Genomic DNA, 13,146 nt, shown 5'->3' on the forward strand with positions numbered 1-13,146 from the left:
GCCGCGCCGGTTACCTCCACCATCTCTCACCACAGCCGTGCACGTCCGTCGAAGCCCGCGGGCCGGGGCCGAAGTCTGTCCCGGACATCCTGCACGCCCGTTCGGCGGACGGGGAGAGTTCACGCTCATGTTGCTGCATTGGCCTGTACATGACTAACACGCCACGCCAGACTGTCCGCCGACCGAGTGTTCCCAGCCCCGCCCCCCGCCCGAGGAGTCGGCCATGCCCGCGTCCGCCCGGCAACGTTGTCACGCAGTCCTCGCCGGTCTCGTCACCCTCGCCACCGCCGCTGTCGTGTCCCTCACCGCACCCGTGCCCGCCTCCGCGGCCGACACCTGGACGGAGACCGGCTCCGACCGCGCCCGGCCACTGGACGAGAGCCAGGGACTGACCTCCGTGGAGGTCCCCGCGAACAGCCCCAACCGGTACACCGGTATCGGCACCATTCCCCTCGGTGTCTCCATGCGCGGCTGGAACCACGTCGGCGACCCCGACGCCTCGTACAACGGCTACTACATCGAGCCCTACCAGCAGGACTCCGGCAACTCGAAGATGTACCGCGTGCAGGCGCCCGACGGCACCTGGTCGGAGTACGTCCACACGCTCAGCCCCGGCGAGGCGCTGAACAACTCCTGGGACGCGATCTCGCCCGACGGCCAGTGGATGCTCTCGGGCGAGTGGGGGACGATGAACCGCCTGCTGGTCTTTCCCACCCCCGGCGTCAACCCGTCCACCTCGCCCTCGGCGAACCTCCCGCAGGTGTCCACGGTCAACCTCGACCACGCCGTCCGTGACGTCCAGGGCTGCGACTTCTCCGGCCCCACCACCCTGCTGTGCTCCTCCGACGACCCCGACGGCAGCCTCTTCGGCATGACCAAGCCGCTGCTCCAGATCGACCTGTCGGCACCGCCGAACGGCTCCGGTGACGTCACCGGCCATGTCACCGCCCTGCGCCAGCTGCCGCTGCGCAGTTCCTGTTCCGGCAGCTTCGAGGTGGAGGGCATCGACTACGACCGGCGCACCGGGATCCTGCGCGTGATCGTGATGTCACCGGGCTTCTGCATCCTGACGGACAGCAAGACGTACAAGTTCTCCCGCGGCTGAACCCGCCTGGGGTGTGCCGACCGGCAGGTGGTGCTTTCCTGAGGGTGGACGCGGTTCGGCGGGGTACTCCCTTTCACCGCGGCGCGCCACGAAAGGAGCGATCAATGGCACACACGGAGCGGTCGCATCCGGAAACCGTCACGGTGGAGATCAGCGGTTCCAAGGAGGACGCGCGCCTCGTCTTCGACGCGCTGGGCTCCTGCTTCGCGTCCGACCGGGGCGCGGACGAGATCCCTCAGCAGCTCCACGAGGTCCGTCCGATGGTGTGGCTCGGCACGTACGACGTCGCGGACGCCCGGGGGCCGGGCTGCCCGCCGGTCCACCTCGACGCGTCCGTCCAGGCGGACGTCCAGGGCGGCTACTGGGCCGTGGACCGGTTCCGGCACACCCTGGACTCGATGTTCACCGTCGAGGAGACCTGTACGGCCTCCGGCGACCAGGAGAGGGACCTGCATCTGCGGCTGCGCAGCCGCTGACCCCTTCCCGTACTACTGCAGCGCCCCGGCCGGCTCGGCGTCGGCCGGGGCGTACTGCGCCTCGCCGTTGTCCGGAAGTGGTGCGTGCTGCTTGTACATACTAGTAGGTACAAGGTGGTCGGTGTCACCTCCCAGCGGTTGTGCAACTAGTTGCATAAAGGCTCGCGCTTCCTCTACAACAAGAGGCGACGACACCGCGCACGGAGGGCCCGATGAGCCGTTACCCACACCTGATGACCCCGCTCGACCTGGGCTTCACCACGCTGCCCAACCGCGTACTGATGGGCTCCATGCACGTGGGCCTGGAGGAGGCCGAGCGCGGCTTCGAGCGCATGGCGGCGTTCTACGCGGCCCGCGCCCGCGGCGGGGTGGGCCTCATCGTCACCGGCGGCATCGCGCCCAACGACGAGGGCCGGCCGTACGAGGGCGGCGCCCGGCTCACCACCGAGGCGGAGGCCGAGCAGCACCAGGTGGTCACCGAGGCCGTGCACCGCGAGGGCGGCCGGATCGCGATGCAGATCCTGCACTTCGGGCGGTACGCCTACCACCAGGACCTGGTCGCACCCAGCCCGCTGCAGGCGCCGATCAGCCCCTTCGTGCCGCGCGAACTCACCGAGGCCGACGTCGAGCGCACCATCGACGACTACGCCCGTGCCGCCCGCCTCGCCCGGCAGGCCGGCTACGACGGCGTGGAGATCATGGGCTCCGAGGGCTATCTGATCAACGAGTTCATCGCGGCGCAGACCAACCGGCGCACCGACCGCTGGGGCGGGTCGTACGAGAACCGGATGCGTTTCCCCGTCGAGATCGTCAGGCGGGTCCGCGAGGCGGTCGGCGAGGACTTCATCGTCATCTACCGGCTGTCCATGCTGGACCTGGTTCCGGGCGGTTCCTCGCTGGACGAGGTGATCACCCTCGGCAAGGCGGTCGAGGCCGCCGGGGCGACGATCATCAACACCGGCATCGGCTGGCACGAGGCCCGCATCCCCACCATCGCCACCTCCGTCCCGCGCGGCGCCTACACCTGGGTCACCAAGAAGCTCATGGGCGAGGTGTCCGTGCCGCTGGTGACCACCAACCGCATCAACACCCCGGAGCTGGCAGAGGAGTTGCTGGCCGGCGGCTGCGCGGACATGGTCTCCATGGCCCGCCCGATGCTCGCCGACCCCGACTTCGTCGCCAAGGCCGCCGCCGGCACCCCCGAGGCCATCAACACCTGCATCGGCTGCAACCAGGCCTGCCTCGACCACACCTTCAGCGGCAAGATCACCTCCTGCCTGGTCAACCCGCGCGCCTGCCACGAGACCGAGCTGCTGCTCTCCCCGACCCGGCTGAAGAAGCGCGTCGCCGTCGTCGGCGCGGGACCGGCGGGCCTGGCCTGCGCGGTGAGCGCCGCCGAACGCGGCCACGAGGTCACCCTCTTCGACGCCGCGAGCGAGATCGGCGGCCAGCTCAACGTGGCCCGCAAGGTCCCCGGCAAGCAGGAGTTCGACGAGACGCTGCGCTACTTCCGCCACCAGCTCGACGCGCACGGGGTCGACGTACGCCTCGACACCTGGGTCACCGCCGAGACCGTGGCCGGCTACGACGAGGTCGTGGTCGCCACCGGCGTCACCCCGCGCACCCCGGACATCCCCGGCGTCGACCACCCGCGCGTCGTCGGCTACCTCGACGTGCTGCAGGGCCGCGTGTCCGTCGGCGACCGGGTCGCCGTCCTCGGCGCCGGCGGCATCGGCTTCGACGTCGCCGAATACCTCACCGACGGCGGGGACAAGGCGAGCGAGGACCCGGAGACGTACTTCCGCGCCTGGGGCGTCGACATGGACTACCGGACGCCGGGCGGCCTCGCCGCGCCGCAGCGGCCCACCCCACCGCGCCAGGTCCACCTGCTGCAGCGCAAGACCACCAAGGTGGGCGCGGACCTCGGCAAGACCACCGGCTGGATCCACCGCACCGAGCTCAAGCACCGCGGCGTGACCATGGTCCCGGGCGTCCGCTACGACCGGATCGACGACGCGGGCCTGCACCTCACCGTCGGCGAGGAGAGCACGGTGCTGGAGGTCGACACGGTGGTCCTGTGCACCGGCCAGGAGCCGCGCCGCGACCTGTACGAGGAACTGGCCGCCGCCGGGCGCAGCGTCCATCTCATCGGCGGCGCGGACGTCGCCGCCGAGCTGGACGCCAAGCGGGCCATCAAGCAGGGCACGGAGCTGGCGGCGGCGCTGTAGGGCGCCGTCCGGCGATCCCTAGGATGAGGCCATGTCACTCCCGCACGCGATCCTCACCGCCCTGCTGGAAAAGCCGTCGTCGGGACTGGAGCTGACCCGCCGGTTCGACAAGTCGATCGGCTACTTCTGGTCCGCGACGCACCAGCAGATCTATCGCGAGCTGGCGAAACTGGAGGCCGACGGCCTCATCCGCACACTGCCGGCGGAAGCGCCGGCCCGTGGGCAGAAGAAGAGCTACGAGGTCCTGCCCGCGGGCCGCGCCGAACTGGCCCGCTGGGCCGCCGCCGGGCAGGACCCCAAGCCGCTGCGGGACACGCTCCTGCTGCGGCTGCGGGCCGCGGCGGTGGTCGGCACGGCGGGCCTGGAGGCGGATCTGCGCCGCCATCTGGACCTGCACCGGCGGCAGTTGGCCGAGTACCAGGAGATCGAGAAGCGCGACTTCCCGCCCGAGCGGGACGCCCCCGAGGACCGGCTGCGCCATCTCGTGCTGCGGGCCGGCATCGACCTGGAGACGTTCTGGACCCAGTGGCTGGCCCATGCCCTGGCGGAGTTCGCCGAACTGCGACCCGAGGGCGGCTGAGCCGGGTCCGCGGCCGCTGCGTCAGAGCCGGTAGGGCTTCGCGCGCCGGCGCAGATACCAGCCCGTGGCGATGGCCCCGGTGCTCACCAGGGCCGCGCCGATGCCCAGCGTCAGCGGGCCGTAGTCCCGGGCGGCACCGCCCAGGCCGCCCAGCACACCCCGGGCGGACGCCGGCGAGGCCGTCGAGGAGATCGTCGGCCCCGATCCGGACGTGACGATCACCGACTGGCTGCCCGCGGTGCTGCCGCTGGAACAGACCACGACCACGGTGTACGTCCCCGGCTTCACCTTCGACCAGGTCGCGGACTGGCGGACGGACGTGCCCGCCAGCGGCACCTGCCGGCCCTGGGAGAAGTTCGCCTGCCCGCTGGTGAGCAGGGCCGCGTTGCCCCAGCTGCCGTTGATCTCCGAGCAGGCGCTGGTGACCACCGAGACGCCGGACCCGGTGGTGCTGACGGAGATGCCCGAGGCCGCTGCGGACGGCCCGGCGAGGGTGGCCGGGAGCGCCACGGCGGCCACCAGGGCCAGACCGGAGCGGACGAGGAGTCGCGAGGTGTGCATGGGCAGCAGCCAACGTGGCCGCGGGGACGCGCGCACCTGGGAGGCAGCCGGTCAGGTGACGGTTTCCTTCGGCCGGCGCAGGGCGCCATGGACCGCGTCCTCCGCATCAGCCCTCCGTCGTTACCGTCAGCTCCGGAGACCAGCCGCCCCACGTGCCGTCCGGCAGCCGTGCCCGCAGCCGTACCCGGTGCTCGTCCCCAGGGGTCCGGCCGACGTAGAAGCTGTAGGTCGCCCGGCCGCGTGGGGGAGTGCCGCCCCACACCAGCGAGGTCGCCGCGGTGCCGTCGAGCTCGATCTGGAACTCGGTGATCACGCCGTCAGTGCGCGGCGGGTCCCAGGCCAGGTCGAGGTAGTACGCCCCGCCGGCCCGGTGGGTCTTCGCGGTGAAGCCGGTGGGGGCGGTGTTCCGGCCGTCGTCGGTGCCCGGGGTGGTGAGGCGGACCGGGGCACTCGCGGGGGAGAGGTTGTCGGCGGCGTCGCGGGACCGCACCGTGAAGGCGTAACGGGTGCCGGGGCGCAGTCCGGTGACCACGGTCGCGGTCTGGTTCCCGCCGACGCTGTGGATCTTCGCCCCGCCCTGGTACACGTCGTACGACACCACGCCCCGGTCGTCGCGGGAAGCGCCCCAGAACAGCTGGACCTCCCGGGCGCCGAGCACCCGCCCGGCGGGATGCGACGGCCGGCTGGGCGCCGAGCGGTCCGCCGCCACCCGCGCCGGGGTCCGCGCTCGCACCGTACGACTCGGCGGTCCGAGCCGCCCCTCGGTGTCCCGGGCCCGCACGGTGAAGGCATACACGCTGGACGGCCTGAGCCTGGTGACGTCCACCATGTGCTGCGAACCCGGCACGTCCTCCACCTTCGTGGTGCCGCGATACACCTCATAGGTGCGGATGCCAGGGCTGTCCGGCACCGCGTTCCACATCACGTGCACGCTGGTGGCACTGCCCGCCTGCGCGGTGACCCCGCCGGGAGCGCCGGGCGCCAGGCCTTCGTCGCTTTCGCCCGCCTGGCTCCAGGCGCAGGACGCGACCAGCAGCAGGGCCCCGCAGACCGGCACGAGCGGCCATGGAACGCGTCGCACGGCTCTGCCTCCCGGGGCCGGCGCCATGGGACATCACAGAAAGGTCCGGACCAATATGGCGCGGCGGGTGCGGGCGCGGCAAGAGGGCCGCACGGGTGACCTGGGGGCCCGCGTTGGTGACCATGCCGGGAAGTTACGTATGCTGAGCTTCCCTAGGGCTGAACTACCCGAGAGGGCAGGGGAGTTCATGCCGCTGGCGCGGACACGCTGTCGTCGCCGAAGCCGCGCCGACGCGGGTGGCCGGGGGATCGGGGGCGGGCTTGTTCCCGATCCCCGGCCCCTGTTGTCCCGCAGCGTCCTCTTGTCCCTCATCAGTCGTCAGAAGCGTGCTCCATCCAGCCCCTTCCGGGCGGCCGGTACGCCCGGCCGCCCGGACCGCCACCACAGTGTGCTGGATGTCCGCCCGTCCCCGACGAGAGGGTTCTCTCATCGTGCGTGTCCCGTCGCTGACGCCGGCCCTGGCCGGCGTCGCCCTGCTCGCCCCGGCCGCACTGCACCTTCCGGCCTCGCTGTACGTACCGGCCGCCCCCGTCCCGCCCTGGGAACGGCCCGCGGCCCGCAGCGCGGGCGCGGTGGCCGCCACCGACCTGCTGGCCCGGCTGGGCGAATGCCACCAGATCTCCCGCGGCCGGTACCGCACCGACGCCGGCAGACCCGCCACCGTGCCCGTCTGCGGCACCCAGGACGCCGTCTTCTGGAAGGCCGACATGGACGTCGACTGCGACGGACGGTCCACCGCCCGCTGCAATCGCCGCACCGACCCGCAGTTCGCCACCGTGACCGCCTACCAGCAGTCCGACGGCCGGCATCTGAACGCCGAGACCCTGCCCTACATCGTCGTCCCGGCCCCCAGCCGTATCTGGAACCCCCGCAAGCTCGGCGTTCGAGGCGGCTCGGTCGCCGCCGTCATCTACCGGGACCGGGTGCAGTACGCCGTGGTCGGCGACACCGGTCCGCGCGACCTCATCGGCGAGGCCTCCTACGCCACCGCACGGGCCCTCGGCATCCGGGCCGACCCGCGTAGCGGCGGGGCGCCCTCCGGGGTCACCTACATCGTCTTCAGGCACTCCCGCGTGCACCCCATCGAGGACCACACGGCGGCCGTCGCCGCAGGAGCGCGGCTGGCCAGGCTGTTCGTCGCGAACAGATGACCAGCCTGCCCCCGCGGCCGGGTCACACCTTGCGGTAGCCGTACGCCTCCGCCGCCGCGGCCTCCACCGCGTCCAGGTCGGCCCCGGTGGCGGCGGTGACCACCGCCGCGACCGCGCCCTCGACGAACGGCGCGTCCACCAGCCGCGTGTCGTCGGGCAGTTCGTCCCCCTCGGCGATCAACGCCTTCACGGTCAGCACGGCACTGCCGAGATCGGTGAGCACCGCCACCCCGGCGCCCCGGTCCACCGAGGCCGCCGCGGCGGCGATCAGCTCGGCGCTGGTGCCCAGCCCGCCGCCCTCGGTGCCGCCCGCCGGGGCCACGGGAACCGCCGGGGCCCCGCCCGCCAGGCCCTTCGCCAACTCGGCGACCGAGGCGGCCACTTCCGCGCTGTGCGACACCAGCACGATCCCGACCACCTTCTCGTCACTCACCGTCCGCCCTCCGCCGCCTCTTCGAGACCGGCGATGAGCAGCGCCGACGAGGTCGCCCCCGGGTCCTGGTGGCCGATGCTGCGCTCGCCGAGATAGCTCGCCCGGCCCTTGCGGGCCTGCAGCGGGGTGGTGGCCACCGCGCCCTCCTCGGCGGCGGCCCGCGCGGCGGCGAATCCGTCGCCGAGCGCGTCCACGGCCGGCACCAGGGCGTCGATCATCGTCTTGTCGCCGGGTGCCGCCCCGCCCAGCGCCATCACCCCGTCCACGCCCGCGCGCAGCGCCTCGGCCAGCTGCTCCTCGCTGACCTCCGCGGCCTCGCCGAGGGCCTTGCCGGTCCGGCGCAGCAGCGTGCCGTACAGCGGCCCCGAGGCGCCGCCGACCGTGGAGATGAGCTGCCGCCCGGCGAGCACCAGGACCGCGCCCGGGGTGTCCGGCGCCTCCTTCTCCAGGGCGGCGTGCACGGCGGTGAAGCCGCGCTGCAGATTGCTGCCGTGGTCTGCGTCCCCGATGGCCGAGTCGAGGGCGGTGAGCCGCTCCGCCTCGCGGTTCACGGACGTGGCGGTCGCCGCCATCCAGCGGCGGAAGAAGTCGGCGTCGAGCACTGGATCTCCTTGCGTGGTAGGGGTGATGACCGGCGTGCTACGGGTGATGGTCGCCTCGTCCGCCGTATCACATCCCCCACCGCAGCGCGGGAGTCCGCACCGGCGCGTCCCACAGCCGCAGCAGCTCCTCGTCGACCTGACAGAGCGTCACCGACGCGCCCGACATGTCCAGGGAGGTGACGTAGTTGCCGACGAGTGTGCGGGCCACGGCCACCCCGCGCTCGCGCAGCACCCGCTGAACCTCGGCGTTGAATCCGTACAGCTCCAGCAGCGGGGTGGCGCCCATGCCGTTGACCAGCACCAGCACGGGGCTGCGCGGCGGCATGTCCTCCAGGATCGCGTTCACCGCGAAGTCGGCGATCTCCCCGGAGGTCATCATCGGACGCCGCTCCCGGCCCGGCTCGCCGTGGATGCCGATGCCCAACTCCAGCTCGCCGTCCGGCAGATCGAAGGTGGGGCTGCCCTTCGCCGGGGTCGTGCAGGCGCTGAGCGCGACACCGAAACTCCGGGAGTTCTCGTTCACCTGACGCCCGATGGACTCGACCCGCTCCAGCGGCTGCCCCTCGGCCGCTGCGGCGCCCGCGATCTTCTCCACGAACAGCGTCGCGCCGGTGCCGCGCCGGCCGGCCGTGTACAGGCTGTCGGTGACCGCCACATCGTCGTTGACGAGCACCTTGGCGACCTGGATGCCCTCGTCCTCGGCCAGTTCGGCCGCCATGTCGAAGTTGAGCACGTCGCCGGTGTAGTTCTTCACGACGAACAGCACACCGGCGCCGCTGTCCACGGCCGCCGCGGCACGCGCCATCTGGTCCGGCACCGGGGAGGTGAACACCTCTCCGGGACATGCGGCGGAGAGCATGCCCGGGCCCACGAACCCGCCGTGCAGCGGCTCGTGCCCCGACCCGCCGCCGGACACCAGCGCCACCTGCCCGGCCACGGGAGCGTCCCGGCGGACGATCACCCGGTTCTCCACGTCCACGATCAGATCGGGATACGCGGCCGCCATTCCGCGCAGCGCGTCCGCCACGACGGTCTCCGGGACGTTGATCAGCATCTTCATGGGTGTCTCCTCGGGAGCTTGGCACTTGGGCTTCGGGCCTGCGTCTTCACAGGTCATCGGCACTGAGGGCCTTCTTGATCCAGGCGGTTCGTGGCGGTCGGAGGCGGCTTGTGGCGGGTCTCTTGCTGACTCGACGCTGACTCTTGTGACGCGATGACAGGTGCTGGGGCCACCCTGATCGGGGTAACGTCCCTCCCGTCTATTGGCAGTATCGACCTTGCACCAGCGAAGGTCACCTGTGGCCGTCGGCTTTCACGCATTGTGGCGCTTCGTGAGCCATGCGCAGTTCCTCGCCACTTGCAGGAGGGCGCCGTCCTTCCAGACGTCCGGGTTGTCGGCCATGGCGTAGGTCAGCCCCCAGAACAGGTTCCGCCAGGCGAGGACCCCGCTCACGCGGGTCTGGATGCCGCGGAAGCCCTTGGTGCCGGTGACCAAGGGATCTTCACCTTGTCGGAAGCAGGCTGCCCTGTCATACGACCACTGAGCCCGAGATACCGGGCGGGTCCGCCCTGCTCCGGAAAACGACGTGTGTTGCCGTCTGTGACCCCGTTGGACGCTCAGGCCGCGAGCGACCCGCACTGGGTGCCGGCCGAACTGCCGGAGAATGAGCGGGTGTTCTGGCACCACGGCATGGAGTTGTGGGCGCTCACCGATCAGCGTCCGTTCGGCGGCCGCGAGCGGGGCGGGCTCGCCGCAGAAGGTCTGGTTCCGCTCCACCAAGAGGGCCCGGGCGGTCCCCCGCCCGGGCCCTCTCGCCCCATGCCGGCCTCTGTCCTGTGTGCCGTCAGGTCCGCGTCGGACTTACGGATAGCCGACCAGGTAGGCCACGTTGCTGCTCGGGGTCACCTGGTTGCCGGTGCCGTCAATGATGTGGTTGATGGTGCCGTCGCCGCCGAGGACCGTGGTGACCATGCTGTGGAACTTCACCGTGGACGTGGTGGGTGTCTCGATGGCATGGCCGAGGACGACGGAGGGGTTGTCGCGGAGGTAGGCGTAGACACCCACACCCCACGCCTCGTGTGAGGTGACCGAGTTGGCGACCTTGTAGGAGGCGTAGCCGAGGTCGCCTCCACTGGTGGTCCAGCTGGACTGGTCGGGCACGTCGTAGGGGGTCTCGCTCTGGTAGAAGTACGTGCGGCCGCCGTTGCCGTTCCAGGTGGTCTGGTACTTCTGGTAGTGCTCGACCGCCAGGCCGTACATGGTCACGTCGTTGCCGTTGACGATCAGTCCGTTGGCGGCCGGGTTGGTCGTCCAGCCGACGCCGTCGGTGTGGTCGGCTCGCCACAGCCACAGGTCGTCGCCGATGACGTCGTTGCTGTTGATCACCAGTGTCTGGGTGGCCTTGCCGGCGATGTCGCCGCCGATGCGGAAGAACACGTCGTGCAGCACGATGGGGTCGCCGGTGTGACTGGCACTCGAGCCCGCCGGGCCGACCTGCATCAGTGTGCTGGAGTTGGTGGTGTTCGCGCTGATCAGCAGCCCGGCGATGTCGATGCCGTCGACATCGGCGGTCGTGATCGCCGTGACGCCGTTGTCCGGCACGAGGGTGGCCAGGCCCAGTCCCAGGACCACCGTGTCGGGGCGCGTGATGTTCAGCGGGGCGGACAGGTGGTAAACGCCCGGGGTGACGATCAGGTTCTGGCCGGCGGCGAGCGCGTTGTTGATCGTCGTGGCGGTGTCGCCGGGCTTTACGATGTAGAACTGGCTGATCGGCAGCGAGGTGCCCGGGGCGTTGCCGTTCGCCCAGTCCGGGCCCTGGACATTGGTGCGCACAGACGGGACGAACACCTGCCAGTTGCCCGAGCCGTCGACGTAGAGGAACGGCTTCTCGCGCATCACCGGGCTCTGGGCGACGGTGGTGTACTGCGGATTGGGGAAGCTGGTCGCCGGGGCGCCGGTGTCGCCGACGAAGACCATGTTCCAGTTGTGCCCGGTCCAGCCGCCGTCCATGGCGGTGTCCTGGGTGAGGAACTGCTGCTGGGTTCCGGAGTTGATCTGGCCGGAGACGCGGGAGTCGCCGATGTAGCCGCCGCTGGACCAGTTGGTGGTGGTGCCGTGGGTGTCGTCCCACAGTTTCATGCTGCCGTGCACGTCCATGCGCCGGAACGGGTCCGCCTGCGAGACGGCCCACATGGTGCTTCCCGAGCTGGGGCTCACCGACATGTTCTCGGCGTCGCGCCAGAAGTTCTGGGTGGCGTTGCCGTCGCTGGTGTGCCCCTCGACGTGTATGCCGCCGCCCGTGATCGACACCTGGTCCGGTGACAGCCCGAGCCCGGCGACCTGGGTGTAGTAGCCGACGGGTATGTCGACGTTGTACGTGCCGGGGGTGAACAGCAGGGCGTTGCGCTGGGTGCCGAACTCGTTGGTCTGCTGGGTGCTGTAGACCGAGTTGATCTTCGACTGGATGGTGGACATCGGCATCGACGGGTCGAACACCGTCACGTTGGGGCCGAAGTCCGGGGTGTTGGGCGGCGGGGTGAGGCCGCCGGTGAGCGTGAAGGACTGGGCGCCGGTGCCGTTGCAGGTGTACTGCTGCAACTGGACGCTGTCGGCAGTGGACGCGGACGGCACGTCGAGGCACTTGCCGCTGTTGCGGTTGACGAAGTGGTACGTGCCGGAGGCCTCGGCGACGGGCAGCCACTGCTGGTTGGCGCCGCCGCCGTAGAGCCACAGTTGGGTCAGCGCGCCGTCGGCGGTGGAGACGCCGGTCTCGTCCCAGACCTGATTCGGCGCGGAGGCGACCCCGATCCGGTAGTAGCCGCTGTCGGTCGGGGTGAACTGCCAGGACTGGGCGCCGGTGCCGTTGCAGGTGTACTGCTGCACAGCGGTGCCGTTATCGGTGGCCGCGGCACGCGCGTCAACACATTTGCCGCTGTTCGCGTTCACGACGGTAGTGGGGGCGGTGGGGATGGTCGCGGCGCCGGCGCTCGGGGCCGAGACCAGTGCGATGCCGGCGGCGGCCGGCAGCAGGAGCGCAGCCGTGAGGGCGGTTGCGCGTCTGCGATGACGGTGGGCTCGGACGAGCACAGCGAGAACGTTTGCCACGCGTGTCTCCTAGGTCGCCTGTGGGGCGCGATGTTGATCGGACGTTAGGCGCCACCCGACAAGCCGTCAATATAAGTTGAAAGAAAAGCCGTGAACTATGTTCCGAGAGCCGCGAGTCCGATCGCATCCACATACACGCTCCAACCCGTTCGCGCCAACGGCATGAGCACGGTCAACGGACAGCCAGCCAGTGACGCCAGCCAGATGACCGGGCCTTGCCCGACGGGGCGTCAGGCCCACACCTTCAGTGGGCGACCAGTCGCGAGCTGAGCCACTGGAGGGTGGCGGGGATCTCCCGCCGCCAGGTGTTGAAGTTGTGGCCGCCGCTCGGGAGGATGATCGACGAAATCCTGGTCACGTTCGTGTCCTGCACGCTCTTGATGAAGGAGAGCGTGTCCTTGTAATTGTGCTCACCGATCCTGCTGCTGGTGACGAGCAGCGATGTCTCGGGCGCGGTCAGGTGCTTGAGCGTCCAGAAGAGGTTGGACCGGTTCTGCAGGTTCTTGTTGCCGTGGAAGAGGTCCCCGGTGGTGGGGTCGATCGGCGCCTTGTAGTACGGCGACAGGCCCGCGGCGGCCGCGTACGAACCCGGGTGGTGCATGGCGACCTTCAGCGCGCAGTAGCCGCCGGTCGAGTCGCCCACGATGCCCCAGCTGGCGGGCGTCTTGTCGACCCGGTAGTGGGCCATCACCGAGTCGCGCAGGTCCTTCGCGAAGAACGTCTCGGTCTGCGGGCCCCCGGGAACGTCGACGCACTCGGTGTCCCGCGGCGGCGCCACGGTCGGCCGCAGCATCACCAGGATCATCGGCTGCATCTTCCCCTGC

12 protein-coding genes and 1 pseudogene are annotated in these 13,146 nt (G+C 70.8%); 5 read left to right on the forward strand and 8 right to left on the reverse strand.

The window, feature by feature from the left end:
* Window positions 1-223: 223 nt before the first annotated feature.
* From ACWCQS_RS37240 to ACWCQS_RS37255, 4 genes are all read left to right on the forward strand, one after another.
* Entirely contained in the window at window positions 224-1,105 is an 882-nt protein-coding gene (locus ACWCQS_RS37240) for a hypothetical protein (RefSeq protein ID WP_451008581.1), read from the forward strand.
* Between the two features lie 104 nt (window positions 1,106-1,209).
* A complete protein-coding gene (locus tag ACWCQS_RS37245) occupies window positions 1,210-1,581 on the forward strand; it encodes a hypothetical protein (protein WP_351604009.1) in 372 nt (123 codons plus the stop codon).
* 212 nt (window positions 1,582-1,793) lie between these two features.
* Window positions 1,794-3,809, forward strand: coding sequence for an FAD-dependent oxidoreductase (locus ACWCQS_RS37250; RefSeq protein ID WP_451008582.1), 2,016 nt, complete (start codon window positions 1,794-1,796; stop codon window positions 3,807-3,809).
* 31 nt (window positions 3,810-3,840) lie between these two features.
* Window positions 3,841-4,389: a PadR family transcriptional regulator gene (locus tag ACWCQS_RS37255; RefSeq protein WP_451008583.1), complete on the forward strand. Its 549-nt coding sequence runs from the start codon at window positions 3,841-3,843 to the stop codon at window positions 4,387-4,389.
* 21 nt (window positions 4,390-4,410) lie between these two features.
* On the opposite strand, the gene ACWCQS_RS37260 is transcribed toward ACWCQS_RS37255, so the two are convergent.
* Together ACWCQS_RS37260 and ACWCQS_RS37265 are read right to left on the reverse strand one after the other, a co-directional pair.
* The gene (locus ACWCQS_RS37260; RefSeq protein ID WP_451008584.1) at window positions 4,411-4,950 is read right to left on the reverse strand and encodes a hypothetical protein; all 540 of its coding nucleotides are present in this window, start codon (window positions 4,948-4,950) and stop codon (window positions 4,411-4,413) included.
* 106 nt (window positions 4,951-5,056) lie between these two features.
* Entirely contained in the window at window positions 5,057-6,031 is a 975-nt protein-coding gene (locus ACWCQS_RS37265; RefSeq protein WP_451008585.1) for a fibronectin type III domain-containing protein, read from the reverse strand.
* 431 nt (window positions 6,032-6,462) lie between these two features.
* Between ACWCQS_RS37265 and ACWCQS_RS37270 the strand changes: the two genes are divergently transcribed.
* Window positions 6,463-7,182, forward strand: coding sequence for a glycoside hydrolase family 75 protein (locus tag ACWCQS_RS37270; protein WP_451008597.1), 720 nt, complete (start codon window positions 6,463-6,465; stop codon window positions 7,180-7,182).
* Window positions 7,183-7,204: 22 nt separating this feature from the next.
* Here ACWCQS_RS37270 and ACWCQS_RS37275 read toward each other — a convergent pair whose 3' ends face one another.
* The 6 genes and pseudogenes from ACWCQS_RS37275 to ACWCQS_RS37300 form a co-directional block, all read right to left on the reverse strand.
* On the reverse strand, window positions 7,205-7,615 hold the full coding sequence (locus ACWCQS_RS37275; RefSeq protein WP_451008586.1) for a PTS-dependent dihydroxyacetone kinase phosphotransferase subunit DhaM: 411 nt from the start codon (window positions 7,613-7,615) through the stop codon (window positions 7,205-7,207).
* A complete protein-coding gene (dhaL, locus tag ACWCQS_RS37280; protein WP_451008587.1) occupies window positions 7,612-8,217 on the reverse strand; it encodes a dihydroxyacetone kinase subunit DhaL in 606 nt (201 codons plus the stop codon). The genes ACWCQS_RS37275 and dhaL overlap by 4 nt, the downstream gene beginning before the upstream one ends.
* A gap of 67 nt (window positions 8,218-8,284) precedes the next feature.
* Window positions 8,285-9,277: a dihydroxyacetone kinase subunit DhaK gene (gene dhaK, locus ACWCQS_RS37285; RefSeq protein WP_451008588.1), complete on the reverse strand. Its 993-nt coding sequence runs from the start codon at window positions 9,275-9,277 to the stop codon at window positions 8,285-8,287.
* 300 nt (window positions 9,278-9,577) lie between these two features.
* A pseudogene (locus ACWCQS_RS37290) lies at window positions 9,578-9,709 on the reverse strand (4-hydroxyphenylacetate 3-hydroxylase C-terminal domain-containing protein); the annotation flags it as partial.
* Window positions 9,710-10,078: 369 nt separating this feature from the next.
* Window positions 10,079-12,322: an RICIN domain-containing protein gene (locus tag ACWCQS_RS37295; protein WP_451008589.1), complete on the reverse strand. Its 2,244-nt coding sequence runs from the start codon at window positions 12,320-12,322 to the stop codon at window positions 10,079-10,081.
* Between the two features lie 244 nt (window positions 12,323-12,566).
* The coding region (locus ACWCQS_RS37300) for an alpha/beta hydrolase (RefSeq protein ID WP_451008590.1) at window positions 12,567-13,146 on the reverse strand (580 nt) is incomplete at its 5' end.

The organism is Streptomyces sp. NPDC002076, from assembly GCF_053593835.1.

What these genes read in the sequence shown, in the direction of transcription:
- ACWCQS_RS37240 (WP_451008581.1), top strand. Translation starts at nt 224, where the DNA reads ATGCCCGCGTCCGCCCGGCAACGTTGTCACGCAGTCCTCGCCGGTCTC.
- ACWCQS_RS37245 (WP_351604009.1), top strand. Translation starts at nt 1,210, where the DNA reads ATGGCACACACGGAGCGGTCGCATCCGGAAACCGTCACGGTGGAGATC.
- ACWCQS_RS37250 (WP_451008582.1), top strand. Translation starts at nt 1,794, where the DNA reads ATGAGCCGTTACCCACACCTGATGACCCCGCTCGACCTGGGCTTCACC.
- ACWCQS_RS37255 (WP_451008583.1), top strand. Translation starts at nt 3,841, where the DNA reads ATGTCACTCCCGCACGCGATCCTCACCGCCCTGCTGGAAAAGCCGTCG.
- ACWCQS_RS37260 (WP_451008584.1), bottom strand. Translation starts at nt 4,950, where the DNA reads ATGCACACCTCGCGACTCCTCGTCCGCTCCGGTCTGGCCCTGGTGGCC.
- dhaK (WP_451008588.1), bottom strand. Translation starts at nt 9,277, where the DNA reads ATGAAGATGCTGATCAACGTCCCGGAGACCGTCGTGGCGGACGCGCTG.